Origin of the sequence: Amycolatopsis sp. NPDC021455 (assembly GCF_040640995.1) — a bacterium.
In the GTDB taxonomy this organism is placed as follows: domain Bacteria; phylum Actinomycetota; class Actinomycetes; order Mycobacteriales; family Pseudonocardiaceae; genus Amycolatopsis.
Window position 1 is genome coordinate 29,165 of sequence record NZ_JBFACT010000035.1, and the last position, 25,462, is coordinate 54,626.

Annotated in this window: 27 protein-coding genes; 13 read left to right on the forward strand and 14 right to left on the reverse strand. The window is 72.5% G+C overall.

Annotated elements, in window-relative coordinates; translation table 11 throughout:
- The first annotated feature begins 2 nt into the window (after positions 1–2).
- The 3 genes from AB0G28_RS30650 to AB0G28_RS30660 are packed head-to-tail and all read left to right on the forward strand — an operon-like array spanning position 3 to position 3,063.
- Complete coding sequence (locus AB0G28_RS30650; RefSeq protein WP_361096693.1) at positions 3–1,334, forward strand: extracellular solute-binding protein; 1,332 nt, start codon at positions 3–5, stop codon at positions 1,332–1,334.
- On the forward strand, positions 1,331–2,236 hold the full coding sequence (locus tag AB0G28_RS30655; RefSeq protein ID WP_361096696.1) for a sugar ABC transporter permease: 906 nt from the start codon (positions 1,331–1,333) through the stop codon (positions 2,234–2,236). Before AB0G28_RS30650 ends, AB0G28_RS30655 begins: the two co-directional genes overlap by 4 nt.
- Positions 2,233–3,063 carry a carbohydrate ABC transporter permease gene (locus AB0G28_RS30660; protein WP_361096699.1) on the forward strand — a complete coding sequence of 277 codons (831 nt, stop codon included), beginning with the start codon at positions 2,233–2,235 and terminating at the stop codon, positions 3,061–3,063. Before AB0G28_RS30655 ends, AB0G28_RS30660 begins: the two co-directional genes overlap by 4 nt.
- On the opposite strand, the gene AB0G28_RS30665 is transcribed toward AB0G28_RS30660, so the two are convergent.
- Positions 3,032–3,913, reverse strand: a complete 882-nt coding sequence (locus tag AB0G28_RS30665; protein WP_361096702.1) for a LysR family transcriptional regulator — start codon at positions 3,911–3,913, stop codon at positions 3,032–3,034. The two genes, AB0G28_RS30660 and AB0G28_RS30665, sit on opposite strands and share 32 nt — an antisense overlap.
- A 76-nt stretch (positions 3,914–3,989) precedes the next feature.
- On the opposite strand from AB0G28_RS30665, the gene AB0G28_RS30670 reads away from it, so the two are divergent.
- From AB0G28_RS30670 to AB0G28_RS30680, 3 genes are all read left to right on the forward strand, one after another.
- Positions 3,990–4,382, forward strand: coding sequence for a hypothetical protein (locus AB0G28_RS30670; protein WP_361096705.1), 393 nt, complete (start codon positions 3,990–3,992; stop codon positions 4,380–4,382).
- Positions 4,375–5,916 (forward strand): multicopper oxidase family protein, encoded by a 1,542-nt coding sequence (locus AB0G28_RS30675; protein WP_361096708.1) that lies wholly within the window; start codon positions 4,375–4,377, stop codon positions 5,914–5,916. The genes AB0G28_RS30670 and AB0G28_RS30675 overlap by 8 nt, the downstream gene beginning before the upstream one ends.
- A gap of 184 nt (positions 5,917–6,100) precedes the next feature.
- Complete coding sequence (locus AB0G28_RS30680) at positions 6,101–7,621, forward strand: cellulose binding domain-containing protein (RefSeq protein ID WP_361096711.1); 1,521 nt, start codon at positions 6,101–6,103, stop codon at positions 7,619–7,621.
- Between the two features lie 7 nt (positions 7,622–7,628).
- Here the strand turns inward: AB0G28_RS30680 and AB0G28_RS30685 are convergent, their stop codons facing one another.
- The 8 genes from AB0G28_RS30685 to AB0G28_RS30720 are packed head-to-tail and all read right to left on the reverse strand — an operon-like array spanning position 7,629 to position 13,928.
- The gene (locus tag AB0G28_RS30685; protein WP_361096714.1) at positions 7,629–8,408 is read right to left on the reverse strand and encodes an MOSC N-terminal beta barrel domain-containing protein; all 780 of its coding nucleotides are present in this window, start codon (positions 8,406–8,408) and stop codon (positions 7,629–7,631) included.
- A 30-nt stretch (positions 8,409–8,438) separates the two neighbouring features.
- Positions 8,439–9,440, reverse strand: a complete 1,002-nt coding sequence (locus tag AB0G28_RS30690; RefSeq protein WP_361096717.1) for a proline racemase family protein — start codon at positions 9,438–9,440, stop codon at positions 8,439–8,441.
- Positions 9,441–10,352, reverse strand: a complete 912-nt coding sequence (locus tag AB0G28_RS30695; RefSeq protein ID WP_361096720.1) for a dihydrodipicolinate synthase family protein — start codon at positions 10,350–10,352, stop codon at positions 9,441–9,443. It lies immediately after the preceding gene.
- A complete protein-coding gene (locus AB0G28_RS30700) occupies positions 10,349–10,549 on the reverse strand; it encodes a hypothetical protein (protein WP_361096722.1) in 201 nt (66 codons plus the stop codon). Before AB0G28_RS30700 ends, AB0G28_RS30695 begins: the two co-directional genes overlap by 4 nt.
- Entirely contained in the window at positions 10,546–11,841 is a 1,296-nt protein-coding gene (locus AB0G28_RS30705) for an NAD(P)/FAD-dependent oxidoreductase (RefSeq protein WP_361096725.1), read from the reverse strand. The genes AB0G28_RS30700 and AB0G28_RS30705 overlap by 4 nt, the downstream gene beginning before the upstream one ends.
- The gene (locus AB0G28_RS30710) at positions 11,838–12,098 is read right to left on the reverse strand and encodes a (2Fe-2S)-binding protein (protein ID WP_361096728.1); all 261 of its coding nucleotides are present in this window, start codon (positions 12,096–12,098) and stop codon (positions 11,838–11,840) included. The genes AB0G28_RS30705 and AB0G28_RS30710 overlap by 4 nt, the downstream gene beginning before the upstream one ends.
- On the reverse strand, positions 12,095–13,261 hold the full coding sequence (locus AB0G28_RS30715; RefSeq protein WP_361096731.1) for an FAD-dependent oxidoreductase: 1,167 nt from the start codon (positions 13,259–13,261) through the stop codon (positions 12,095–12,097). The genes AB0G28_RS30710 and AB0G28_RS30715 overlap by 4 nt, the downstream gene beginning before the upstream one ends.
- A gap of 52 nt (positions 13,262–13,313) precedes the next feature.
- Complete coding sequence (locus AB0G28_RS30720; protein WP_361096734.1) at positions 13,314–13,928, reverse strand: helix-turn-helix domain-containing protein; 615 nt, start codon at positions 13,926–13,928, stop codon at positions 13,314–13,316.
- A gap of 89 nt (positions 13,929–14,017) precedes the next feature.
- On the opposite strand from AB0G28_RS30720, the gene AB0G28_RS30725 reads away from it, so the two are divergent.
- On the forward strand, positions 14,018–14,998 hold the full coding sequence (locus AB0G28_RS30725; RefSeq protein ID WP_361096737.1) for a methyltransferase: 981 nt from the start codon (positions 14,018–14,020) through the stop codon (positions 14,996–14,998).
- A 7-nt stretch (positions 14,999–15,005) separates the two neighbouring features.
- Here AB0G28_RS30725 and AB0G28_RS30730 read toward each other — a convergent pair whose 3' ends face one another.
- Together AB0G28_RS30730 and AB0G28_RS30735 are read right to left on the reverse strand one after the other, a co-directional pair.
- On the reverse strand, positions 15,006–15,302 hold the full coding sequence (locus AB0G28_RS30730; RefSeq protein ID WP_361096740.1) for a DUF1540 domain-containing protein: 297 nt from the start codon (positions 15,300–15,302) through the stop codon (positions 15,006–15,008).
- A gap of 100 nt (positions 15,303–15,402) precedes the next feature.
- A complete protein-coding gene (locus AB0G28_RS30735; protein WP_361096743.1) occupies positions 15,403–17,415 on the reverse strand; it encodes a phosphocholine-specific phospholipase C in 2,013 nt (670 codons plus the stop codon).
- A 165-nt stretch (positions 17,416–17,580) separates the two neighbouring features.
- Here AB0G28_RS30735 and AB0G28_RS30740 point away from each other — a divergent pair, with 165 nt between their 5' ends.
- Positions 17,581–18,123: a MarR family transcriptional regulator gene (locus AB0G28_RS30740; RefSeq protein WP_361096746.1), complete on the forward strand. Its 543-nt coding sequence runs from the start codon at positions 17,581–17,583 to the stop codon at positions 18,121–18,123.
- Positions 18,124–18,443: 320 nt separating this feature from the next.
- Here the strand turns inward: AB0G28_RS30740 and AB0G28_RS30745 are convergent, their stop codons facing one another.
- Together AB0G28_RS30745 and AB0G28_RS30750 are read right to left on the reverse strand one after the other, a co-directional pair.
- Complete coding sequence (locus tag AB0G28_RS30745; protein ID WP_361096749.1) at positions 18,444–19,298, reverse strand: TIGR03619 family F420-dependent LLM class oxidoreductase; 855 nt, start codon at positions 19,296–19,298, stop codon at positions 18,444–18,446.
- 45 nt (positions 19,299–19,343) lie between these two features.
- Complete coding sequence (locus AB0G28_RS30750) at positions 19,344–19,922, reverse strand: XRE family transcriptional regulator (protein WP_361096752.1); 579 nt, start codon at positions 19,920–19,922, stop codon at positions 19,344–19,346.
- Between the two features lie 65 nt (positions 19,923–19,987).
- Here AB0G28_RS30750 and AB0G28_RS30755 point away from each other — a divergent pair, with 65 nt between their 5' ends.
- The 3 genes from AB0G28_RS30755 to AB0G28_RS30765 are packed head-to-tail and all read left to right on the forward strand — an operon-like array spanning position 19,988 to position 22,535.
- The gene (locus AB0G28_RS30755) at positions 19,988–20,464 is read left to right on the forward strand and encodes a DinB family protein (protein WP_361096755.1); all 477 of its coding nucleotides are present in this window, start codon (positions 19,988–19,990) and stop codon (positions 20,462–20,464) included.
- Between the two features lie 17 nt (positions 20,465–20,481).
- A complete protein-coding gene (locus tag AB0G28_RS30760; RefSeq protein ID WP_361096758.1) occupies positions 20,482–21,153 on the forward strand; it encodes a response regulator transcription factor in 672 nt (223 codons plus the stop codon).
- A complete protein-coding gene (locus AB0G28_RS30765; protein ID WP_361096761.1) occupies positions 21,150–22,535 on the forward strand; it encodes a HAMP domain-containing sensor histidine kinase in 1,386 nt (461 codons plus the stop codon). The genes AB0G28_RS30760 and AB0G28_RS30765 overlap by 4 nt, the downstream gene beginning before the upstream one ends.
- Here the strand turns inward: AB0G28_RS30765 and AB0G28_RS30770 are convergent.
- A complete protein-coding gene (locus tag AB0G28_RS30770; RefSeq protein WP_361096764.1) occupies positions 22,512–23,021 on the reverse strand; it encodes an SgcJ/EcaC family oxidoreductase in 510 nt (169 codons plus the stop codon). The two genes, AB0G28_RS30765 and AB0G28_RS30770, sit on opposite strands and share 24 nt — an antisense overlap.
- 155 nt (positions 23,022–23,176) lie before the next feature.
- On the opposite strand from AB0G28_RS30770, the gene AB0G28_RS30775 reads away from it, so the two are divergent.
- Positions 23,177–23,686 (forward strand): hypothetical protein, encoded by a 510-nt coding sequence (locus tag AB0G28_RS30775; protein WP_361096767.1) that lies wholly within the window; start codon positions 23,177–23,179, stop codon positions 23,684–23,686.
- Positions 23,687–23,866: 180 nt separating this feature from the next.
- Positions 23,867–25,375: an MFS transporter gene (locus AB0G28_RS30780; RefSeq protein WP_361096770.1), complete on the forward strand. Its 1,509-nt coding sequence runs from the start codon at positions 23,867–23,869 to the stop codon at positions 25,373–25,375.
- The last annotated feature ends 87 nt before the right edge of the window (positions 25,376–25,462 follow it).

Sequence of the window (25,462 nt, forward strand, 5' to 3'; positions counted from 1 at the left end):
CGATGGTGCGGAAACTTCTGGCCGGTGCGGGTGTGGTCCTGGTGCTCGCCGGGTGCGGCGGGGTCGGCGGTGGTGACAGCGGCGCGGCACCCACCCTGACGAGCATGGGGTTCGGGCTCGGCGACGAAATCGCCACCACCCGGGCCGATCTGGCGGGCAAGGCGATCGCGCCCGCCACGGTGAAGATCGGCGGCGGTGCCTTCGACGCCCAGCAGTTCCTCGCCGCCGTCGCCTCGCACACGCCGCCGGACGTCGTCTACCTCGACCGGCAGCTGCTCGGCACCTACGCCGCGCGAGGCACGCTCGAACCCCTGACCGACTGCATCGCCCGGCAGCACGTCGACGTCGGCCAGTACCGGCCCGCCGCCTTGAAAGAGGTCACCCTCGACGGCAAGGTCTACGGCCTGCCCGAGTCCTACGACAACCGGATCCTGCTGATCAACGACTCCGCCGTCGAAGCGGGCGGAATGCGGCCCCAGGACGTCACGACGACGGACCGGGCGAAGCTGGCCGCCACCGCCCGGACGCTCACCGCGCGGACCGCGGGCGGGCTGTCGCGGATCGGGTTCGACCCCAAGATCCCCGAGTTCCTTCCGTTGTGGGCCAAGGCCAACGGCGTGCGGATGCTCAGCGACGACGGCCGCACCGCGCACCTCGACGACCCGCGGCTGGCCGAGATCCTCACCTACACCAAGTCGCTGATCGACGCCCAGGGCGGCTGGAGCGCGGTGAAGGCGTTCCGCGACTCGTTCGACTTCTTCGGCGAGAAGAACCCGTTCGCCCAGCAGCAGCTCGCGTCGACCGTGATGGACGACTGGTACCTCAACGTCCTGGCCAACTACTCGCCGGACGTGCGGTTGTCCGCCGCGCCGTTCACCGACCCCGCCGGTGCGCCGGTCGACTGGGTCACCGGCAGCGCCTGGGTGATCCCCGCCGGGAGCACCCACAAGGACCAGGCCTGCACCTGGATCAAGACGATGACCGACGCTCCTTCGTGGGTCGCCGCCGCCCAGGCCCGCGCCGAAAAGCGGAAGGCCGCCGGCAAGGCGTTCACCGGCGTCTACACCGGCAACCGCGTCGCCGACCAGGAGATCTTCGGCCGGCTCGTGCAGCTGAAAGACCGCCCGGCGTTCGACGCCGCCGTGCGGACGGTTTTGCGGGCCCAGGAAACCGCCTTCACCATGCCGGCGTCCCCGGCCGGCTCCGAGTTCAAGACGGCCTGGCAGAACGCGGTCAACCGGGTCCTCTCCGGCGAGCAGCAGCCCGCGGACGCGCTGCGCCAGGCCCAGCAGGAGGCCCAGCGGGCGCTGGACGCCGCGGTGGCCCGCCGGTGAGGCGGCGGACGCGGGAAACCTGGGCCGCTTATGCGTTCCTGTCGCCGTGGATGATCGGGTTCGTGATCTTCATGGCGGTCCCGATGGTCGCCAGCCTCGTGCTCTCGTTCACCGACTACGACGCGCTGCGGGCGCCGGACGCCGTCGGGTGGGCCAACTACCGGCGGCTCGTCGAAGACCCCGCCGTGCGCAAGAGCCTGGGGAACACGCTGGTCTACACGGTGCTGTCGGTGCCGGCCACGATGGCCGTCTCGCTCGCGCTGGCCGCCCTGCTCTCGCGGGCGGGCCGCCGGTCGGCCGGGTTCTTCCGCACGGTCTTCTACCTGCCGGAGATCACCCCGAAGGTCGCCGTCGGCGTGCTGTTCCTCATCCTGTTCAACGGCCAGGCCGGCCTGGTCAACGCCGTGCTGGGGCTGGTCGGCATCGACGGTCCACAGTGGAGCACCGACGGGCCGTGGGTGAAACCCGGGCTGGTGCTCATGCACCTGTGGTCGGTGGGCGGCACGGTGGTGATCTACTTGGCCGCGCTGCGCGGCGTGCCGCCGGAGCTGTACGAGGCCGCCGAGCTCGACGGCGCGTCGGCGTGGCAGCGCTTCCGCCGGATCACGGTCCCGATGATCAGCGGCGCGCTGTTCTTCACCCTGATCGTCCAGACGATCGCGGCCCTGCAGTCGTTCGACGAGGCCTACACGGCGTTCTACGGCTCCGCGGCGTCGGCGACCTACAGCAACGACGCGGCCCTGTTCTACCTGATCTACCTGTTCCAGCAGGCGTTCGAGTTCCTCCACCTCGGGTACGCCTCGGCGATGGCGTGGCTGCTGTTCCTCGTGATCCTGGCCATCACGCTGGTGCAGGTGCGGCTGAGCCGCCGGTTCGTCTACTACGAAGGCGGTGACCGGTGACGGTGCGGCAGGTGCTGCGGTGGGCGGGGCTCACCGCGGCGAGCGTGCTGTTCGTCTATCCGTTCGTGTGGCTGCTGAGCGCGTCGCTGAAGCCGCGCGCGCAGGTCTTCGACAACGTGCTGGTCCCCCGCACCTGGGCGTGGGACAACTACGTCGAGATCTGGCGGGCGGCCCCGGTCGCGGCCTGGTTCGCCAACAGCGTGGCGGTGTCGCTGGCCGCGGCCGCGGCGGTGACGCTGACCAGCTCGCTGGTGGCGTTCGGCTTCGCGTACTTCCGGTTTCCCGGCCGCAACGCGCTTTTCGGCTTGGTGCTGGCGACGATGATGCTGCCCGGCGCGGTGACGATGATCCCGGTCTACCTGATCTGGAACAGCGCCGGGCTGGCGCACACGCAGGTGCCGCTGTGGGCGGGCAACCTGTTCGGCAGCGCGTTCTACATCTTCCTGCTGCGCCAGTTCTTCCTCGGCCTGCCGCGGGAAGTGTTCGAAGCGGCCCGCGTCGACGGCGCGAACCACTGGACGCTCTTCTGGCGCATCGCGGTGCCGCTGTGCCGTCCGGCGCTGATCGTCAGCTTCGTGTTCGAGCTGAAGGCCAGCTGGTCGGACCTGCTCAAGCCGCTGATCTACCTGCGCGACCCGGCGCTCTACACGCTGCCGCGCGGGCTCAAGGCGCTGTCCGACCAGTTCGGCCAGGCCGGCGAGCAGCGCTGGGAGATCGTGCTGGCCGGGAGCGTCATCACAACCGTGCCGCTGCTGATCGTGTTCTTCCTGGCGCAGCGCCACTTCCTCGCCGGGATCACGACGGAGGGTTCCAGGACCACCCGGTGAGCGTGGTGCGCATCAGCCGGGCCGCGGCCGGCAGCCGGTCGCCGTCGTTCCAGAACAACGTGATCGTGCGGCGGCAGGCGGGATCCTCCACCGGGATCCAGACGACCGGCACCTGCGCGCCCACCTGCCGGGCCATCGCGGGGTTGAGCCCGATGCCCAGCCCGGCGCCGATCAGTTCCTGGATGGCGCTGGGCTCGTCGCCTTCGAAGACGATCTTCGGGGTCAGGTCGCGGGCGGCGAAGAGCCGGTCGAGGAGACGCCGGTGCCAGTGCCCGCGGCGGGCCGTGACGAACGGCTCGCCGGCGAGGTCCTCGACGCGGACCGAGGCACGTTCCGCGAGCGGGTGCCCCAGCGGCGTGGCCACCAGCACGGGCTCGTCGAGCAGCTCGACGCCGGTCAGGCCGTCGGCGGGGATCGGTTGGGAGGCAACGCAAAGGTCGATCTCCTGGGCCCGCAGCGCCCGCGCCATCGCGTCGGCGGGCAGCTGGTGCAGTTCGACTTCGACGTCCGGGTGGGCCCGCTTGAAGGCGGCGAGCGGACGCGTGAGGGTGAGGAACGTTTCCGACGCCAGGCGCACGGTGCCGAACCCCTCGCTGGTGGCTTCGGCGACCGCACGCCGTCCCGCGTCGAGCTCGCCGAGGGCGCGTTCGACGTAACCACGGAAGAGCTGCCCGGTGTCGTTGAGCCGGAGCCGGCCGGCGCGGTCGAACAGCGGCGTGCCCAGTTCGCTCTCCAGCTTGGCGATCGTGCGGCTCAGCGAAGGCTGGGCGATCCGCAGCTCTTCGGCCGCGCGGCTGAGGTGCTCCAGCCGGGCCACCACGAGGAACTGCCGCAGCGTGCCCAGGTCCACGTCATGCCTCCCCCGTCATAACGGCATAGCAATACTGATCTTAGACAGGATGTTGCAGCGGCCATAGCTTCGAGGCGTGGAAAGCACAGCGAAAACCAGACCCGCCGGCTGGGTGCTGCGGGCCGTCACCGGGGCGCACGTCGTGGTGATCGCCGGCCAGCCGGTGTTCGCCGGCGTGTACCTCAGCGGCGACTACGACGGCCTGCGCCTGCACGCGACCGGTGCGGACGTCGTCACGTCCATCGCCTACGCGCAGCTGATCGTCGCGATCGTGGTGTGGGTGCGGCTGCGGCGAGCGTGGCCGTTCTTCGCCACGACGGCGGTGGCGGCCGCCGAGACGGTCCAGTACTTCGCCGGGCTCGACGGCGCGTTGTGGCTGCACCTCCCGCTGGGCGTGCTGACCATCGCGGGGCTCGTCGTGCTGGCCGTCGCCGTCTGGCGCCGTCCCCTGGAGGCCGTCGATGCGTGACCTGACCCGCCGCCAGGTGCTGGGCTTCGGCGGGGCGTTCGGCCTGCTGGCGGCCACCGGCTTGGCCGCCGCGGCCACGCTGTCGCGGCGCCCGCCCGTCACCGGCGCGGAACTCCGCAGCGCGGTCCCGCTGCCACCCGCGTTTCAGGTTCCGTTGCCGCTGCCGCAGGTGCTGAAGCCGGTGGCGCCCGGCCGTTACGAGATCACCCAGCGCGTCGCGGAAGCCGAGATCCTGCCCGGGATCCGGACGCCGCTGTGGACCTACGGCGGCACGTTCCCGGGGCCCACGATCGAGTCGCGCCGCGGCCAGGCGATCACCGTGACCCACCGCAACGAGCTGCCCGTGCCCACCGTCGTGCACCTGCACGGCGGGCGGACCCCGGCGGACTCCGACGGCTACCCGACCGACCTCGTCCTGCCGCGGGACTGGGCGGACCACCACGCGATGCCCGACCCGCGGGCGGTGCGGACGCACCTGACCCGCGACTACACGTTCCCGCTCGACCAGCGGCCGGCGTTGCTCTGGTACCACGACCACCGGATGGACTTCACGGCGCCGGCCATCTGGCGCGGCCTCGCCGGGCTGCACATCGTCCGCGACGACGCCGAAGAAGCGCTGGGCCTGCCTTCGGGAGCACGCGAACTGCCGCTGATGATCGCGGACCGCGCGTTCGCCGCGGACGGCACGCTCGACTACCCGTCGGTGGACGCCACGCTGCGGGACCGGCCGGGCGTCAGGGAAAGCTTCCTCGGCGGGGTGCTCGGCGACGTCATCCTGGTCAACGGCGCGCCGTGGCCGGTGCACGAGGTGGACGCGGCCCGGTACCGGCTGCGGATCCTCAACGCGTCGAACGCCCGGCACTACGAACTCGAGGCGCTCACCGACGCCGGACGGCGGCTCCCGCTCGTCCAGATCGGCGCCGACCAAGGCCTCTTGGCCGCGCCGGTCACCCACGCGACCCTGCCGATCGGGCCGGCCGAGCGCTACGACGTCGTCGTCGACTTCGCGGGCGTCCCGGTCGGCAGCCGCGTCCGGCTCGTGAACCGGCTGGGCTCCGGGCGCACCGCCGAAGTGATGGCCTTCGTGGTCGCGCGCCGCGCCCGCGACGACAGCCGCGTTCCGCCGGTGCTGTCCACGGATCTGCCGTCGTGGGGCCCGCCGGCCCGGGTGCGCGAGTTCTCCTTCCGGGCCGGGCAGGCGAACGGCGGGCACGGCTGGCTCGTCGACGGGTCGCCGTTCGACCCGGCGCGCACCGACGTCACCGTCCCGCTCGGCGACGTCGAGGTGTGGCGGCTGGTCGCGGACGTCCACCACCCGATCCACCTGCACGTGGCGGGGTTCCGCGTGCTCTCGCGCGGCGGGCGGCCGCCGCTGCCGCACGACGCGGGCCTCAAGGACACCGTCTCGCTGCGCCCGGGCGAAGCGATGGAGATCGTCACCCGGTTCGACGGCCACCGCGGCCGGTACCTCTTCCACTGCCACAACGCCGAACACGAGGACATGGGGATGATGGCCAACCTGGAAGTGGTCTGACGCGGCGGGAATCCGAAAGTTTCGATTCTTGACGCCGGAACGGAAACAGTTCTACGGTTTTCTCGCGAAGGAAACTTACATTCCGCTGTCGCCCCGCTTCCCGGAAGGGAGAACCCCGGTGCGCGCTTCCCGGATCCGTTCGGCTGTCGCCTGTCTCGCGGCTGCTCTGCTCGTCGTAACCGGAATGGTCGCCACGGCCTCCGGCGCCGCCGCGGCGGTCGAGGACGACGGCGCCGACTGCCCGGTGTCGCTGCCCGGCTCGTTCCCCTCGACCGCCAAACTTCCCGATCCCTTCAAGAAGATCGACGGCACGCGTATCACGTCGAAGTCCGACTGGCGGTGCCGTCGCGAGGAGATCAAGAAACTGGCGGAGCGGACGATCTACGGCCAGAAACCGGCGAAGCCGGCGAGTGTCACCGGGACCGTTTCGGCCACGAACATCACCGTGAACGTCAGCGAAAACGGCCGCAGTGCCGGTTTCTCCGCCGGTGTTCAGCTGCCCGGCGGATCCGGGCCGTTCCCGGCGGTCTTCGTGGTCGGCGGATTCGGCGCGGACACCGCGACGATCAAGGCTTCCGGGGCCGCTGTCATCAGTTACGACCCCTTGGCCGTCGGCAAGGAAGGCACCCCGCGGAACAACAAACAGGGCGCTTTCTACAGCATTTACGGCTCGTCCAGCAGCACCGGGCTGCTGGCGGCCTGGGCGTGGGGCGTGAGCCGGATCGTCGACGTCATCGAGCAGTCCGGCGGCAGCGTCCTCAAGGCCGACGCGCTGGGCGTCACGGGATGTTCGCGGTACGGGAAGGGCGCCTTCGCGATCGGCGTGCTCGACCAGCGCATCGCGCTGACGATGCCGATCGAGTCGGGGACCGCCGGGGTGCCGATCCTGCGCGGGATCCCCGGCGAGAGCGGGTCGCAGGGGCTGAGCAACGCCTACGGGGAACAGCCGTGGTTCGGGGACGCGTTCGGCGCCTACACCGGCAATCCCGCCGGACTGCCGGTGGACACGCACGAACTGGCCGGCATGGTCGCGCCCCGCGGGCTGTTCGTCATGGAGAACCCGCACATCGACTGGCTGGGCGCCCGGTCCGGCAGCGTCGCGGCGCTGGCCGGCGCGGAGGTCTACAAGGCGCTCGGCGCGGGCGGCAACATCAGCTACTGGTCTGACGTCCAGGACGGCACGCACTGCGCGTCGCGGCCCGAATGGCGGACGCCGCTGCAGCAGAACATCCAGAAGTTCCTGCTGAAGACCGGCACCACGGCCGGGGTGTTCCGGATTTCCGCGCGGAAGCAGGGCAGCCTGGCGGAGTGGCGCGACTGGACGACACCGGTCCTCAGCGACGGCCCGGGCACCACCACCCCCACCACGCCGACGACCCCCACCACTCCGACGACACCGACCACGCCCGCGGGCGGCGCCTGCACGGCGGCGGTGTCGGTCAACCAGTGGACGGGCGGGTTCGTCACGACGATCCGCGTCACGGCGGGCGCCACGCCGATCACCGGCTGGACGGTCACCGCGAACCTGCCCGCGGGCGCGGCCGTCACCAGCGCGTGGAACGCCGGGCGCAGCGGCGACACGGGCACTGTCCGCTTCACGAACACCGGGTCCAACGGCGCCCTCGCCGCCGGTCAGTCGACGGAGTTCGGTTACCAGGGCACCGGAACCGGCACGGGCACGACGGCGGCCTGCGCGGCCGGGTAGCGCACGGTCACCGCCATTCGGTGACGGTGACCTCGTCGCCGACGGCGATCTTGCCGGGGGTGAGCACCGCCGCCTTCAGGCCGAAGCTGACGCCGTCCGGTTCCCGGCGGTAGTCGGCCAGGGTGCGCAACGGCTCCGGGCCGGCGCGGACCCCGGCCGCCTGGTCGACGAGGGTGACCGCGCAGCGGATCGCCAGTTCGCCGAAGCCGATCTCGGTGCCGCCGATCGTCATCCGGGCCACCCGGTCCTCGGTGTGCGGCTCGGGCCAGCCGTCGACGACGATGTTGGGCCGGAACCGGGTCATCGGCACCGGTTCCGCTCCGCGCGCGGCGATCCGCTCGTTCAAGCCGTCCAAAGAGGACAGCGAAATGATCAGCAGCGCCGTGGAATCCCGGAGCCGGCTCGCCCGGTCCGGCTCGCGGACCAGGCGGACCGGCCGGCCGAGCGCTCCGGACAGCCAGTCCGCCACCTCGTCACCCTGGTCGACCCCGGCGCCGGGCCACTTGTCGACGTCCACCGGCAGGACCGGGCCGTCCACTGCCACGGCCAGCCGGAATTCGCCGGCACCGGGGGCGCTCAGCGAAAGTTTCGCGCCGTCGTCGAGCACCCGGCCCCGGATCGTGGCCAGCCGCGGAGTCTCACCCTGCCAGGCGGTTTCCCCGTCCGGCGCGACCACCGCGAACAGCCGGTCGCCGGGCAGGCCGGTGACCGTGACCGCCACGCGTTCCTCGGCGACTCCGGCACATTCCTTGATCGGATAGGACGTCAGCGAACGAACGGTGGCCATGCGACCAAAGTACCTTGCGCGGCAACCGGATCACAGGACGAAACCGGCCGGGAACGGATCGGACGGGTCGAGCAGGTACGTGGCGTTGCCGGTGATCCAGGCGCGGCCGGAGAACTCCGGGATCACGGCGGGCACGCCGCCCACCTCCGTCTCCCCGACCAGCTCGCCGGTGAACGTCGTGCCGATGAACGAGCTGTTCTCGAATGGCGTGTGCAGCGGCAGTTCGCCGCGGGCGTGCAGCTGGGCCATCCGGGCGGACGTGCCGGTGCCGCAGGGCGAGCGGTCGAACCAGCCCGGGTGGATGGCCATCGCGTTCCGCGACGCGCGCGCGTCGGAGCCGGGCGCGAGGAACTGGACGTGCTTGCAGCCGCCGATCAGCGGGTCGGCCGGATGCTTAGGCGGGCGCTGTTCGTCGATCGCGCCCATGATCGCCAGGCCCGCCGAAAGGATCCGGTCCTTCTCCGCCCGCTCGAACGGAATGTCCACCTTGGACAGTTCGAGGATGGCGTAGAAGTTGCCGCCGTAGGCGAGGTCGTAGCGGACCTCGCCGAACCCGGGCACGTCCACCACGGCGTCGCGCTCGGCGAGGAACGACGCGACGTTGCGCAGCTTGACGCGTTCGGCCCGCCCGTCCCGGACGGACACCTCGGCGTGCACGAGCCCGGCCGGGGTGTCCAGGCGCACCACCGTCACCGGCTCGGTCACCTCGACCATGCCGGTCTCCACCAGCACCGTGGCCACGCCGATCGTGCCGTGGCCGCACATCGGCAGGCACCCGGAGACCTCGATGTACACGACACCCCAGTCGGCGTCGTCCCGGCAGGGCGGCTGCAGGATGGCGCCGCTCATCGCGGAATGGCCGCGGGGCTCGTTCATCAGGAACTGCCGGAGGTGGTCGAGGTTTTCCATGAAGTACCGGCGGCGCTCCGCCATCGTGGCCCCGGGGATCGTGCCGACGCCGCCGGTCACCACCCGGGTCGGCATGCCTTCGGTGTGCGAATCGACCGCCGTGATCGCGCGTGAGGACCGCACCTACGCCACCCCCAGCGCCGCGAGCGCGCGGCCCATGTCGGCGCGGACCTGCTCGCGGTGGACGTCCGAGAGCGGTCCCCGCGGCGGACGGCACGGCCCGCCGCGGCGGCCGACCATGTCCATGCCGAGCTTGATGGCCTGGACGAACTCGGTGCGCGAGTCCCACCGGAACGCGGCCACGAGGGGTTCGTACAGCGCACGGGCCTCGTCGAGCTTGCCCGCGGTGGCCAGCTCGAACAGCCGCGCCGACTCGGCCGGGAACACGTTGGGGAACCCGGCGAACCAGCCGGTCGCGCCCATCAGCAGGCTTTCCAGGACGACGTCGTCGGCGCCGCCGATCACGGCCAGACCGGGCGCGCGTTCGCGGATCTCCAGCACGCGCCGGACGTCACCGGAGAACTCCTTGACGGCCACGACGTTGTCGATCTGCGCGAGTTCGGCCAGCAGGTCCGGCGTGAGGTCGACCTTGGTGTCGAAGGGGTTGTTGTAGACCATCACCGGCAGCCCGACGGACGCGACGGCTTCGAAGTGGGCGAGCACTTCGCCGCGGTTGGCGCGGTAGAGCGTCGGCGGCAGGCAGAGCACGCCGTGCGCGCCGTCCTCGGCCGCCGCCTCGGCCCAGTACCGGGCCTGGTGCGCGCCGGGGCCGTGGACGCCGACGACGACGATCCCGTCGCTGCCGACGGCCTCGATCGCGGTGCGGGCGACGCGGCGGCGCTCGTCGTCGGTGAGGGAGGAGTACTCGCCGAGGGAGCCGTTCGGGCCGACGCCGCGGCAGCCGTTCTCGACGAGCCACCGGCAGTGCTCGGCATAGGTGTCGTAGTCGACGGCCAGCCCGGCGGGCGCGGCATCGTCGGCCCGGTAGGGCAAAGCGGCGGCGACGACCACGCCACCGAGGTCGCGGGTGCTCATGCGTCGGTCTCCTTCGGTTCGGCAATCGGACGGCGGTGGGTGGACAGCAGCCGGCCGACGCGCCCCAATGTGGCGTTGGGTGCATCCAACGCACCCAATGTGGCATTCGGTGCATCCAACGCACCCAATGCCACATTGGGGCGCTTGGAACACGCGGCGATGGTGGCGGCCAACCCCGTGAAGACGCGAGTGCTCACTCGACCCCTCCCCCGGGGTCGGCGAGCTCCCCCAGCCGGATCGGCTGGGCGATCGGACGGTGATGCCGCTCGACGCTCCCGCAGAGGTCGGCGACCGCCGGCCCGCACATCCGCCCCTGGCACGGGCCGAGCCCCGCGCGGGTACCCAGCTTGAGCGCGTGCGGGCCCGGCTCAGCCGGGTCGGCCGTCGCGCGCCGCAGGTCGCCGTAGGTGGTTTCCTCGCAGCGGCACACGATCGTCTCCTCGCGCAGCCAGCCGGGCCAGGCCGCGCCGATCGGGTGCGCGGCCGCGAGCCGCGCGGCGAACGCGCGGGCCCGGTCGCGTGCGCGGAGCAAACCACGAGCCGGACGGCCACCCGCAGCGACGCGGCCCGCGATCGCGCCCTCCGCCGCCGCGGTCACCGCGCCGCCGATGCCCGTGATCTCCCCGGCGGCGAACACACCCGGGACGCTCGTGCGCTGGTCGCCGTCGACCCGGACGAACCCGCCGTTGAGCGCGCAGCCCGCCGCGACGGCCAGTTCGGGCTGGGGCACGAACCCGTGCCCCACGCAGACGGCGTCGACCTCGTAAGCCCGTTCGGTGCCCGCCACGACCGACCAGTCCGCGCGGACGCGGGCCGTGACGACTTCGCGGACCCGGCCGTCCCCGCGGGCTTCGACGACGGCGCGGCCCATCCGGTACGGCACCCGGTGCCGGGCCAGCGTGCCGGCGTAACGCACCAGTTCGGCCATTTTCCCGACGTGGGCCGCCGAGCGCCACGACCATCCTTCGAGGACAGCCGGCACGACGTTGGCCTCCATCACGGCGAGCACCTCGGCGCCCACGTCCAGCAGTGACGCGGCGACCGGCAGCAGGAACGGCCCGGCCCCGGCGACGAGCACCCGCCGTCCGACGGCCACCCGCTCCCCCTTGGCCAGCGCCTGCGCGGCGCCCGCGGTGAAGACGCCGGGCAGCTGCCACCCGGGGAACGGCAGGACCCGGTCGTGGGCGCCGGTGGCGAGGACCAGCGCGTCGGGCTCGAGCACGTGCCGCCGTCGCCCGGTGCCGTCGGCCGGGCCGCGCAGGACGTGGACCCGCTTGTCTTCCAGGGCCCAGACCGTGCTCGACGGCCACCACGTGCACCGGCTCAGCAGCGCCTCGAAGCCGTGCGGTGCTCCCGCCGGCGTCCGGTGGTACTGCCCGCCCGGCGCGTCCGCCTGGTCCAGGACGGTGACGTCCGCCCCGGCCCGCAGCGCGTGCTCGGCGGCCGCGAGCCCCGCCGGCCCGGCCCCGACGACGACCACCCGCGTCACGCGCTCCCCTCCCGGGTCTGGGTCCGGACCTCGTCGCCGTCGGCGGCGCGGCGGCGGCAGGCCCGGACGTCGGGCACGCCGTTCACGGTGAGCAGGCAGTCGAAACAGGCGCCGATCCCGCAGAACACGCCCCGCGGCGCGCCGGAGCGCGTCGTGCGCCACGACGCCCGCCCGGACGCCAGCAGCACACCGGCGATCGTCTGCCCCGCGCGGCCCGTCACGGTTTCGCCGTCGACGGTGATCTCGATCGAGCTCATGCCAGCACCGCCGGACGGTCCACAGTGAACTCTCCGACCGGCATCGACGGTTCCTCCCCGGTGAGCAGCTCGCGCAGCAGCCGCGCGGTGCCGACGCTCAAGCCGATCCCCGCGCCCTCGTGGCCGGTCGCGTGCCAGAGGTTCCCCAGCCGCGGGTCCTCGCCCAGCACCGGGAGGTGGTCGTCCACGTACGGCCGGAAACCGCCGTAGGCCCGCATCACCGCGGCGTCGGCGAGGGACGGGAACAACCGCACGGCCTTGGCCGCGATGGCGCTCAGCACGTCCGGCCGGATCGCGTCGTCGAAGCCCACCCGGCGGCGCGACGAGCCGATCAGCACGGTGCCGCCACGCGTCGACTCCACCACCGCGGACGTCCGCAGCTCGCCGCTGCCGGTCCCGACCGCCCCGACGTAGTCGGCGTCGTAGACCTTGTGGCGCACCACGCCGGGCATCGGCGTGGTCACCAGCACCTCGCCGCGCCGCGGCCGGACGGCGATCGGGGCGCCCAGCCGACCGGAAACGAGCCCGGACCACGGGCCCGCCGCGTTCACGACGACGTCCGCCTCGACCACTTCGCCGGGCACCCGGACGCCGGTCAGCCGGCCGCCGCGGACGACCGCGCCGGTCACCTCGGTGTCCGTGCGCAGCCGGGCGCCGCGGGCGAGCGCCGAACCCAGCAGGGCCAGCGCCGCGCCGGCCGGCTGCACCTGCGCGTCCTCCGGGTAGCGGACGGCCGCGGTCACCTCCCGGGTCAGCGCGGGTTCGGCCGCCGCGACCTCCGCCGCGGACAGCGGTTCGGTCCGGACGCCCGCCGCGGCCTGCTCGCCGGCGAACGCGGTGAGCGCGCGGGCCCCGGCTTCCGTGGTGGCGACGACGATGCCGCCCTTCGGGTCGTACTCCGTCGCGGCCGCCGCCCGCGGGTCGGCGTCGGCGATCTCGGCGAGCAGCCGCGGCCACAGCCGGGCCGACAGCCGCGCGAGCGCGAGCTCGGCACCGGGTCCCTTGTCGGAAACCAGGACGTTGCCCTCGCCGTGCGAGGTGGTGCCGCCCGCGGGCCGGCCGCGGTCGAGGACCACGACGCCGAAACCGGCCACGGCGAGTTCACGCGCGCACGCGGCACCGACGATGCCGGCCCCGATCACCACCACGCGCGTTCGGTTCATCGACCCTCCAGCGTTCGGTATAGCGAACGATAGGTCGGCGTCGCGGAGGGTGTCAATCCTCCGCCGGGACGGGGTGCGGCCGGCCGTCGAGCCGGTCGTCCGCGCGGTACTGCAGCAGCAGCACCGAGTGCACGGGCGCGGTCAGCGCGGTGTAGCCGTGCGGCTCGCCGGCGTCGAACGCGACGTAGTCGCCGGGCCCGAGGTCCACGGTCCGGCCCGCCACCTCGACGCGCAGGCCGCCGGTCTGCACGATGGTGTGCTCGACGCCGGCGTGCCCCTGCGACCGTTGCGGCGCGTCACCGCGGAACACCTGGTCGTACACCTCGAAGACGCTGTTCCCGTCTTCGATCCGGCGCAGTGGGCGCAGGTCGACGCCTTCGCCGCGGAGCACCTCGACCTCCGTCGCCCGCACGACGGTCAGGCCGCCGCGGGGCCGGTGGTCGAGCAGGTCGGAGATGGCCACCTCGAGGACCCGGGACAGGCTGAACACGGTCTCGATCGTCGGGTTGCCGGTGCCCGCTTCCAGCTGGGACAGCGTCGCCTTGCCGATCCCCGACCGCCGCGCCAGCTCCGACAGCGACAGGCCCCGTGCCGAGCGCGCCGCGCGCAGGTTCACCGCCAGCATGTCCCGGATCGACGGGGGGTCGCCGTTCGGCAAAGCGTCCATCAGTCCGGCCTTCCGTTCGGTACACCGATCGAACCAGGGTGATGATAAAGCACTACGAGGAACCAGCCGTCCTCGTTAGCCTGAGCCGAATGACCCCCTCCCTCCTCGCCATGGCCGGCCTGGCCACCCCGATGGCCATCCGGGTGGCCGCGACACTCGACCTCGTGGAACACGCGGGCCCCTCGGGCGCGACCGCGGAAGAGCTCGCCGCCGCGACCGGCGCCTCCGCGCGCGCTTTGGAATGCCTGCTCGACCACCTGGTGGAGGTCGGCGTCTTCGCCGCCGGATCCGGCCGCTACCGGCCCACGGACCTCGGCGCCCAGCTCGCCGGGGACGACCCGGCGGGGATCAAGCCGCTGCTGGACATCCGGTGCGCGGGCGGGCGCGCCGAACTGGCCTTCGCCGACCTGCTGGAGACGATCACCACCGGCGCGTCCGCCTACGAGCGGCGCTACGGTCGCGGGTTCTGGGCGGACCTCGACACCGACCCGGCGCTGCGGCGCTCGTTCGACGCCCAGATGCGCTGGCGCTTCCGGGAGCAGGCCCCGCAGATCGCCGAGCGGTTCGGCTGGGGCCGCTTCCGCCGGATCCTCGACGTCGGCGGCGGCAACGGGACACTGCTCGAAGCGATCCTGCTCGCCCACCCGGAGGTCCGCGGCGAGGTGCTGGACCTGGCACCGTCGGCCGACGCGGCCACCGAGCGGCTCGCGGCCGCCGGGCTCGCGGACCGGGCCCGCGGCGTGGCGGGCAGCTTCTTCGACCCGCTGCCGTCCGGAGCGGACGCCTACCTGCTGTCGGACATCCTGCACGACTGGGACGACGACCACAGCCGCCGGATCCTGGCGAGGTGCCGCGAGGCCGCCGCGCCGGACGGCACGGTGGTGGTGATCGAGCCCGTGCGGAACCAGGGCTCCGGCGCGGCGATCAACCTGTTCATGCTGATGTGCTTCGCGGGCCGCGAGCGGGCCGTGGAGGAGCTGACCGCCCTGGCGGCCGGCAACGGTCTCGTGCTCCGCACCACGACCGCGGTGTCGGACGGGCGGACGGCACTGGAGTTCGGCGTCGCCTGAGCGGTGCCTACCTCGTGTAGGTCAGGCAGTTGGCCGCGTGGCCGCCGTCGCCCGGGCCGACGCGGACGCTCGGCGCCGTGCACTCCAGCGCCGAGTTGTGCCGGCAGTCGACCCGCGAACAGGCGCCGACCTGGGCCACGACGCGGTCCAAGCCGCCCTTCGTGTTCAGCGGGACGAACGTGCCGCAGTCGGCGGAGCCGTTGTCGCCGCCGACGGTGATGGCGAACGCGTGGCAGCCGTCGTGGTTGTAGGAACAGCCGCTGACCGTGCACTCGTGGACGGCCGGCATCTCCGTGGTGGTCATGCTCGCTCCCGGTTCCGTGGTGGGAAGGCAGTCGGTGCCCCGACGCTCCCACCCGGAACCGGGAGCCGCAATTCGGCGGCCACCCGGCCGGGTGAGCGGCTCAGTCCGTCAGAGTCGCCGGGTCGCTCGTGCTCGGCCGGCCGTTCTCGACGTGTCCCGCGAGGCGGCGCAGGAACTTCGGGTCACCGTCGGCCGTGACCGAGACGTCGTACCAGTTCCCGCTGCGGTGGGTGTCCACGTGCTCGACGACCCGCGCGCCCGGCCACAGCCGGCGCGTCACCGAGCGCCGCCCGTAGGCGTCCGTCACGGTCAGCTTCACCGGGGTGGTCGCGGGGTTCGCCAGCTCCAGTTCGAGGCCGGAGCCGGCGCAGCGCACGCTCACCTCGGGCCCGGCGCCGCTCCCGCGGAACTGCCGGACGAACCCGTTCGGGCCGTAGGCGGTGTAGTCGTAGGCCCCGGTGGCCGGCAGCGAGGCGACCAGGGACTTCCCGGCGCCCGCCGTGTACGTCCGCGGCTCGCCCGACGGCGTGACGACGTAGAACGCCGCGCCCGCCCGGCCGTGGTTCGCGAACGTCACCGTGAGGTGGCCGCCGGCGAGCCGGGCGTCGGCGGCCAGGTCGTACGGCAGGGCCCGGGCCGGGCGCAGCCCGCGTTCCTGCTTCGGCAGCACGCCATGGGCCGGGACCGCGGGGATGTAGTCCGGGTGCCGCTTGCGGTCCGGCGGCTCGTAGCCGGCGGTGTCCGGCAGCTTCGGCACGCCCGCGTCGGTCCGCGCGAAGTCGAACGCCGACGTCAGGTCGCCGCACACCGACCGGCGCCAGGCCGAGATGTTCGGCTCGCGCACGCCGAAGCGGCGCTCGATGAACCGGATGATCGAGGTGTGGTCGAACGTCTCCGAGCAGACGTACCCGCCCTTGCTCCACGGCGACACCACGAGCATCGGGACGCGCTGGCCGAGCCCGTACGGGCCGGCCGGGTTCGCCGCCGAGCCCGCGAAGATCTCGCCCGCGGTGTCCACAGTGGACTGCCCGGCCGAGGCGTACGGCGGGACGACGTGGTCGAAGAAGCCGTCGTTCTCGTCGTAGGTGATGAGCAGTGCGGTCTTGCTCCACACGTCCGGGTTCGCGGTCAGCGCGTCGAGCACCTGCGCGATGTACCAGGCGCCGTAGTTCACCGGCCAGTTCGGGTGTTCGCAGAACGCCTCCGGCGCGGTGATCCACGAGACCTGCGGCAGCTTCCCGGCCTTGACGTCGGCGCGCAGCCGGTCGAAGTAGCCCTCGCCCGCCTTGGCGTTCGTGCCGGTGCGGGCCTTCTCGTACAGGGCGTCGCCGGGCTTGGCGTTGCGGTAGGAGTCGAAGTACAGCAACGAGTTGTCGCCGTAGTTGCCGCGGTAGGCGTCCTCGATCCAGCCCCAGCCGCCGGCGGCGTCGAGGCCGTCACCGATGTCCTGGTAAATCTTCCACGACACCCCGGCCTGCTCGAGCCGCTCGGGGTAGGTCGTCCAGGAGTAGCCCTTCTCGTCGTTGCCGAGGACCGGGCCGCCACCCTTGCCGTCGTTGCCCGTGTACCCGGTCCACATGTAGTAGCGGTTCGGGTCGGTCGAGCCCATGAACGAGCAGTGGTAGGCGTCGCAGATCGTGAACGCGTCGGCCAGCGCGTAGTGGAAGGGGATGTCCTCGCGCGTCAGGTACGCCATCGTGGTCGAGCCCTTCGCGGGCACCCACTTGTCGTACTTCCCGCCGTTCCACGCCGCGTGCGTGTCGTTCCAGCCGTGCGGCAGGTCCTGGATGAACTGCAGGCCCAGGTTGTCCGCTTCGGGGCGGAACGGCAGGATGTCGCGCTTGCCGTCCGACTGCTCCCACACCACCTTCCCGGAGGCCAGGGTGACCGGCCGCGGGTCACCGAAGCCGCGGACCCCGCGCAGCGTGCCGAAGTAGTGGTCGAACGACCGGTTCTCCTGCATGAGGACCACGATGTGCTCGACGTCGGCGAGTGTGCCGGTGCGCCGGAAGGCGGGGATCTCCGCCGCGCGGGCGATGCTCGTGGACAGCGCGGTGAGGGCGGCGGTGCCGCCGGCCAGCTGCAGGAACCGCCGTCGGTTGACGTCCGTCATGAAGACTCCGGGGGTGTCGGGGCAGGGAGCCGGGCCAGTATGTGCGGGGCTGGGGGAACCTGTGCCGGGCCCGAGGCTAACTCCGGGCGAAACCCTGGTAAACGGCTCCGGCCGGACAGCCCCTTGACGAAAATACGGAAGCAAGTACTAATGTAGTGCTTCACTATGAACGACGTACCCAACCTCGCCCGGGACGCGGACGGCCTGCTGTACTCCCCCGGCGTCCGGACCGCGCTGACCGAATTCACCCTCGACGACGACACCTCCGTGCCGGAGGCGGCCGCGGCCGTCCGCGCCGCCGCGCGCGGACTGGACCAGCTGCGCTCCCGCGGGACGGACAGCCGCGGCCTCAGCCCCGGCGCGCTCGACATCCTCATCCGGCTCGCCGGCGACGACGCCGGCCACAACATCAAGGACCTCGCCGCCTCGGCCGGGGTCAGCTCCCGCAACGTCACCGGCCTGGTCGACACCCTGGAACGGGCCGGGCTGGCGGTGCGCGTCCCCGACCCCCGCGACCGGCGGTCCGTGCTGGTCCGGATCACCGAGGACGGGCGGACGTGGCTGGCGGAGTTCCGGCGGCCTTCGCAGCTGGCGATGGCCGCGCTCTTCCGCGGGTTCACCGCCGCCGAAACCACGCAGCTGCGGCACCTGTGCCTGCGGCTCGTCGAAAACCAGCACCACCTCGCCCGCCACCTGGAGGACCGATGACCGAAAGCACGCGCGAAACCGTCCAGGCCCACCACCGGGCCCGTAGCTCCGGCGACGCCCGCGGGTGAGGGCCGGATGGCAAACAAAGTCCCGCTTCCGCCCAGCGGAGGTCCGAGGGGGGTCGACCTGCGAGCGGAAACGGGAGTTCGGGGTCGGTACGGGGGTCGCCTCGCGGCGAAAGGCACGACACGGCTCCTGCGTGACCGGTATTCCGTGAAGGCAAGGGGTGAGGCCCGGGGACACCGCCGTACCGACACCCTGTACAACGTCTTGCCCGCGCCGATGTTCCGGCCGGCGGACGTGACGTGCGTCGCTCGCTGTCAGGCCAAGGCGAACCGCTCGGCGAACGCCGACATCTCCTCGAGCGCCCGGCCGGGCTCGGCTGTCGTGGGCGTGACGACGATCCGCGACACCCCCTCCTCCGCCAGCGCGTCGACGTCCTTTGTGGACATACCGAGCGAGCCCCAGTGCGTGTACTGGACGGCGCCGGGATCGCGGCCCGCTTCGGCCGCCGTGGTCCGGACCAGCTCGAGCTGGCGGCGCCGCTCGTCCGGCGGCAGCATGCCGCCCGCGAACCAGCCGTCGCCGCGCCGCCCGGCACGCCGGGCCGCGGCCGCGCTCGAACCGCCGACGTGGACCGGCAGTTCCCGGACACCCACCGGCTTGGGGAACACGCAAACGTCGTCGAAGGCGTAGAACTCGCCGTCGAAGCTGACGCCGTCCTCCCCGCCGCCCCACAGCAGCCGCAGGACGTCGATCGCCTCGTCCGCCCGGCGGCCGCGGGTCGCGAAGTCGACGCCGGCCGCCTTCGCCTCGCCGGGCAGCGCGCCGACGCCGACCGTGAGCAGCCGCATGCGGCCGCCGGACAGCACGTCGACGGTCGCCAGCCGCTTGGCCAGCACCACCGGGTGGTGGTACGGCAGCAGCAGGACCCCGGTGCCGAGCAGGATGCGCCGCGTGACGGCGGCGGCGAAGGTCAGGCACTCCAGCGGATCCGCGTAGGGCAGCGACGGCGGCAGCTCCATCGGGCCGATCCTGGCGCCGGGATACAGCGCGATGTGCTCCGGCAGGGACAAGGACTCGAACCCGCACTCCTCCGCGTGCCGCGCGAACGCCGTGAGCCTCTCCGGGTCAGCGCCGAAAAAGGGCGTGCTGTAACTGATTCCGAACTTCACGCCGCCGAAGCTAGACGTTGACGCCGACGTCAAGGCAACACCGGTTCAGCGGGCGCGGGCCCGCAGGTGCGCCCGCTCGCCGTACGGCCCGAAGAGGATGAGCAGCTCGACCGCCTTCCCGTCGGCGCTGCCGAGCCAGTGCGGGACGGTCGTGTCGAACTCCGCCGCCTCGCCCGGCGGCAGCACCAGGTCGTGCTCGCCGAGGACCAGCCGCAACCGCCCGTGGAGCACGTAGAGCCACTCGTGGCCTTCGTGGGTCTTGTGGTCCGGTTCCGGCGGCCGGCCGGTGCCCGGGATGATCATCTTGTACGCCTGCATGCCCCCGGGACGGCGGGACAGCGGCACGAAAGTCATGCCGTGGCGGTGGATCGGCGTCAGGTGGATGCGGGGGTCGCCGGTGCGGGGCGCGCCGACGAGGTCGTCCAGCGGGACGTCGTACGCGCGGGCCAGCGGGAGCAGCAGCTCCAGGCCGGCCCGCCGCAGCCCGCTTTCCAGCCGCGACAACGTGCTCTCCGAAACCCCGGTCGTGGCGGCGACCTCGGCCAGCGTCAGGCCGCGGTGCCGCCGCAGCGCCCGCAGCCGGGGGCCGACCGCGTGCAGCACGTCCTCGAAGTCCTCGCTCACCCCGCCATCTTGCCGGAACCGCAAGAAAGCGTGCCGGGACCGCGGGTGCCGGGAAAGGTGGCGGCATGCCCCGCCGACGTCGTGACACCCCGCCCCCGCGCACCGGCACGGACGAGAAAGCCGTGTTGCGCGGGTTCCTCGGCTACCTGCGGGACGCCGTGGCCGCCAAGGCCGAGGGCGTCGGAGAACCGGCGGCGCGCACCCCCGGCGTGCCGTCCGGGACGTCGTTGCTGGGCCTGGTCCGGCACCTGACCGCGGTCGAGCGGTTCACCTTCCTCGGGGAGGACCCGCCCGATTGGCCCGGCACCTTCCGGCCCCGCCCGGACGAGACCGCCGCGGAGATCCTGGCCGGCTACCGTGCGGCGTGCGCCGAGGCGGACGCGGTCATCGACGCCTGCGCCGACCTCGCGCACCCGGCGCGCCGCGGGCGCGGCGCCCCGTCGATGCGCTGGGCACTGGTCCACCTGATCGAGGAGACCGGCCGCCACGCCGGGCACGCCGACATCCTCCGGGAGCTGGCCGACGGCAGCACCGGCCGCTGACCTGGCATGATCCGTTCGTGCGGGTGTTGCTGGTGGAAGACGACCAGCCGATCGCCGACTCGCTGCGGCGCGGTCTGGTGCGGTACGGCTACGAGGTCACGTGGGTGCGGACGGGCGCGGAGGCCCTGGCCGCCGAGCCCGCGGACATGGTGCTGCTCGACCTCGGGCTGCCCGACGTCGACGGGCTCGACGTCTGCCGCGAGCTGCGGGCCCGCGGGGACGTGCCGATCATCGTGATCAGCGCGCGGGCCGACGAGGTCGACCGGGTGGTCGGGCTGGAGATCGGGGCGGACGACTACGTGTCGAAGCCCTTCGGCGTCCGCGAGGTGATCGCGCGGATGCGGGCGGTGCTGCGTCGCGTGCGGCCGGCCGTGACCACGCGGCCCGCCGAGCAGGACTCCCTGCCGGGCGGGCGGCTGGTCATCGACCGGCGGGCGCGGCGGGTCCACGTCGACGGCGCCGAGCTGGCGCTTTCGCCGAAGGAGTACGACCTGCTCGCGTACCTCGCGGACGCGCCCGGTGCGGCGCTGACCCGCGAGCAGATCATGGAAGCCGTCTGGGACGCCCACTGGTTCGGCCCGACGAAGACCCTCGACGTCCACATCGGAGCGTTGCGCCGGAAGCTCGGCGACGCGGCCGTCGTCGAGACGGTGCGCGGGGTCGGGTTCCGGCTGGTGACGGGCGGGTGAGCGGGCCGACGTCACTGAACCGCCGGCTGGTCGTCAGCTACGTGCTGCTGGTGGCGATCGCGATCGCCGCGTTCACGGTGCCGGTCGCGTTCGTGCTCACCGGCCAGCTGCGCGGGGACGTCGAGACGTCGGTGCGGCGCGAAGCCGACACCGCCGCGCTCCTGCTCTCGGCCGGGGACCTCCCGTCGCGCCAGGCCCTCGCCCGGCTGGCCGAGGCCTACGACAAGGAGACACCCGGACGCCTCGACGCCGTCCTCGCCGACGGCACCGCGCCCGGTCCCCTGCCGGTGCCGCCGGCCGCGGCCGACCCCGCCTTCCGCGACGCGCTGGCCGGGCGGGTCACCGTCCGGTGGGGACACGCGGCCGCGCTGGACGCCGACGGCCTCGTGCTCGCCGTCCCCGCCCGCGACGCGGCCGGGCGGGTCACCGGGGCGATCCGGGTCAGCTACCCCTCGGCCCCCATCGCCGCACGGCAGCTGCAGATCTGGGGTTTCCGGGCGGTGCTCGCGGTGGCGGTGCTCATCGTCGCCGCGTTCCTGGGCGCCTTCTTCGCACGGCGGCTGACCCGGCCGTTCCGGGGGCTCAACCAGATGGCCGGGCGGCTGCGCGACGGCGAGCTGACCGCGCGCGCCGAAGAAAGCGGCCCGGTCGAAACCCGCACCCTCGCGCGCACGCTCAACACCGCCGCCGAAACCATCGACACGCTCGTGCGGGCGCAGCGGTCGTTCATCGCCGACGCTTCGCACCAGCTGCGCACGCCGCTCACCGCGCTGCGGCTGTCGCTGGACAACATCGCCGACGGCGTGCACGACCCGGACGTGCACGAAGACGTCGACCAGGCCACGGCCGAGGTGGTCCGGATGAGCAGGCTGGTGAACGGCCTGCTCACCCTGGCCAAGGCCGAAGCGGCGATCGGGGCGCCGGAACCGGTGCGGGTCGCCGAGCTGGCCGGCGAACGGCTCGGCGTCTGGCGGGCGGTCGCCGCCGACCGCGGCGTCTCGTTGCGCGAGGACCACGCCGACGACGAGCTGCTCGCGATGGTCAGCCCCGGGCACCTCGAGCAGGTGCTCGACAACGTGCTGTCGAACGCGCTGGAGGTCTCGCCCGACGGCGGCGCGGTCACCGTGTCGACCGGGCGCCGGGACGGCCGCGCGGTGCTGGAGATCGCCGACGAAGGCCCCGGGATGTCCGAGGCCGAGCGGAGCCGCGCGTTCGACCGGTTCTGGCGCGGCCAGGGCCGGACCGGCCCGTCCGGGTCCGGCCTCGGCCTGGCCATCGTGAAACAGCTCGTCACCGACGACGGCGGCACGGTGACGCTCGGCGAGGCCGCCGGTGGCGGACTGAGCGTCCGGATCGAGCTACCCCTCGGGCATCGCCGATGAATGGTGGTTCACGATGAGCCACTTGCCCCCGCGCAGTTCGTAGACGTAGGTGTAGCGTGCCCGCACCCGCTGTGTCTTGCCCTCCTTGGCCAGGGTGAACTCGTAGACGCCGGTGTTGATCGCCGTGTCGGCGTCGAGGACGTCGACGATTTCGTCTTCGATCACGCCCTGCGGTTTGTCCTTGAGGAACTTGGTGAAGTAGTCGACGATCTCGGCCCGCGTGCGGCGGACCTGGTTGGAGACCGTCGGCAGCAGGACCGCGTCCGGCGCGTAGAGGTCGGCCACCCGCTGCGGGTCACCCGTCGCCAGCGCCGCGTTCCACTGCGGGAACAGGTCCGCGATCTGTTGTTCGGCCGGCCGCGCGGGCGCGGCGGCATCGGTGGTGGCCGCGGCCGGGGTCGCCGCGGTACCGGTACCGCACCCGGCCGCCGCCGCCGCGACCGCCGCCGTCGTCACCACGAGCACGCCGGTACGGACTTTGCGCATTTTCGCCTCCTAGGCGGGATTCGCTTACGAATCCACTGTGGATCGACGGCGGGAAGCGGAATTCCAGCGCGCGGACAAGAGCGGGGAAAGGTTCCGCCAAGAAGGCCCGGGCCGTTCATTCTGCGAATCGTGCGAAAAGGTGCTATTCGATCATCATGAGCGAATCACCGGACTACCCCCGATACCCGGACAAACCCGAGTCCCCGGCGTCCGCCGGCCCGGTGGCCGCCCCGGCGCGGCCCGGCACGATCGAAGGCGCCTTCTGGGCCTTCGTCGCTTCGACGGTCCTCGGCCTGGTCGGCGGCATCCTGCTGTTCGTCAACCGGGACGCGCTGGTGGACACCCTGCGCAACGCGGACAGACAACGCGGTGGCACCCTCACCGGCGCGCAGATCGACCAGGCCGCGACCATCACGCTGGTCGTCTCGGTGGTGATCGTGGTCCTCATCGCCGCGCTGTACCTGCTGTTCGCCTTCAAGCTCCGAGCCGGCCGCAACTGGGCGCGCATCGTGCTCACGGTGCTCACCGCGCTGCACGTGATCTCCCTGCTGACCGCCCAGGACACGATCTTGGGGTACCTCGCGGCACTCGCCGCGGTCGTCGGCGTCGTGCTGTCGTTCACCGGCCCGTCGAACGCCTACATCGCGGCGTCCCGCTCCCGCTGACCCCGGCTCCAAGCGCCCCAATGTGGCGTTGGGTGCGTCTGACGCACCGAACGCCACATTGGGTGCGTTGGACGCACCCAATGTGGCATTGGGGCGCTGGGGCCGGAGTCGCCCGATCGGGTTTCGCCAGGCCGTGGAGGGGGAAGCCAGCCGAGGCGGTTGGCTCTCAAGGAGGTTGTCATGGCGGCAACACCCGTACCGGCGTCGTCCGGGGTGCGGACACTGATCCCGGCACGCATCGACCGGTTGCCCTGGTCGCGGTTCCACACCCGGATGGTGGTCGCGCTCGGCGTGGCCTGGATCCTCGACGGCCTGGAAATCACGGTGGCCAGCGCGGTCGCCGACACGCTCACCAAGCCCGAGACGCTGAACATGTCGTCGGCGGCGGTCGGGCTGCTCGCGACGATCTACCTCGCCGGCGAGGTGGTCGGCGCGCTGTTCTTCGGCAGCCTGTCCGACAAGCTGGGGCGCCGGAACCTGTTCATGCTGACCCTGGCCGTCTACCTCGTCGGCAGCGGGCTGACCGCGCTGACCCTCGGCAACGGCGCCGGCTGGGTCGTCTTCCTGTACGCCACCCGGTTCGTCGCCGGCATGGGCATCGGCGGTGAGTACGCCGCGATCAACTCCGCGATCGACGAGCTGATCCCGGCCCGCTACCGGGGCCGCGTGGACATCGCGGTCAACGGGACCTACTGGGCCGGCGCCGTGCTGGGCACGATCGGCACCTACATCCTGCTCAACCGGATGGACCTGTCGCTGGGCTGGCGGCTGGGCTTCCTGATCGGCCCGGTGCTCGGGCTGGTGATCCTGCTGGTGCGGCGGCACCTGCCGGAGAGCCCGCGGTGGCAGATCATGCACGGCAAGGCCGACGCCGCCGAGGAGTCGATCGCCCAGATCGAGCACGAGGTGGCAGAGGCGGGCCGCAGCCTGCCGCCGGTTGACGAGAAGAAAGCCATCGAGGTGACACCCGCCGAGCAGATCGGGTACGTCGCCCTGGCCAGGGTGCTGTTCCGCGAGTACCCGTCGCGGGCGATCCTGGGCGCCTCGCTGATGATCAGCCAGTCGTTCCTGTACAACGCGATCTTCTTCACCTACACGCTGGTGCTCGGCAAGTTCTACGGGGTTTCGTCGGCGGCCACGCCGATCTACCTGATCGCGTTCGCGGTGGGCAACCTGGTCGGCCCGTTCACCATCGGGCACCTGTTCGACACCCTCGGCCGGCGGAAGATGATCTCGGGCACGTACGTCGTGTCCGGCGTCCTGCTGGCCATCACCGCGGTGCTGTTCTACGCCGGGTGGCTCAACGCGATCACGCAGACCATCGCGTGGTGCGTGATCTTCTTCTTCGCCTCCGCGGGCGCCAGTGCGGGCTACCTGACGGTGAGCGAGATCTTCCCGCTGGAGGTCCGGGCGAAGGCGATCGCGGTGTTCTTCGCGATCGCGCAGTGCTTCGGCGCGCTGGGCCCGGTGATCTACGGCGCGCTCATCGGCACCGGCGACCACCCGGTCCGCCTGTTCATCGGCTACCTGCTCGGCGCGGCCGTGATGATCGCCGGCGGCCTGGTCGCGCGGTTCCTCGCCGTCGACGCCGAAGGCAAGTCCCTCGAGGACATCGCCCAGCCGCTGGCCGCCGCCGGCCGCCGCGGCCGCACCCGCGCGGAGGGCGCGTCCTCGCCGTTCTCCACCTGACGGCGCGGAATGCCGTGAAGGCCTCCTTACCGGCCTTAAGAGCCGGGAAGGGGGCCTTCACGGCAAGTCGGTGGCGGTGGCCGGTTT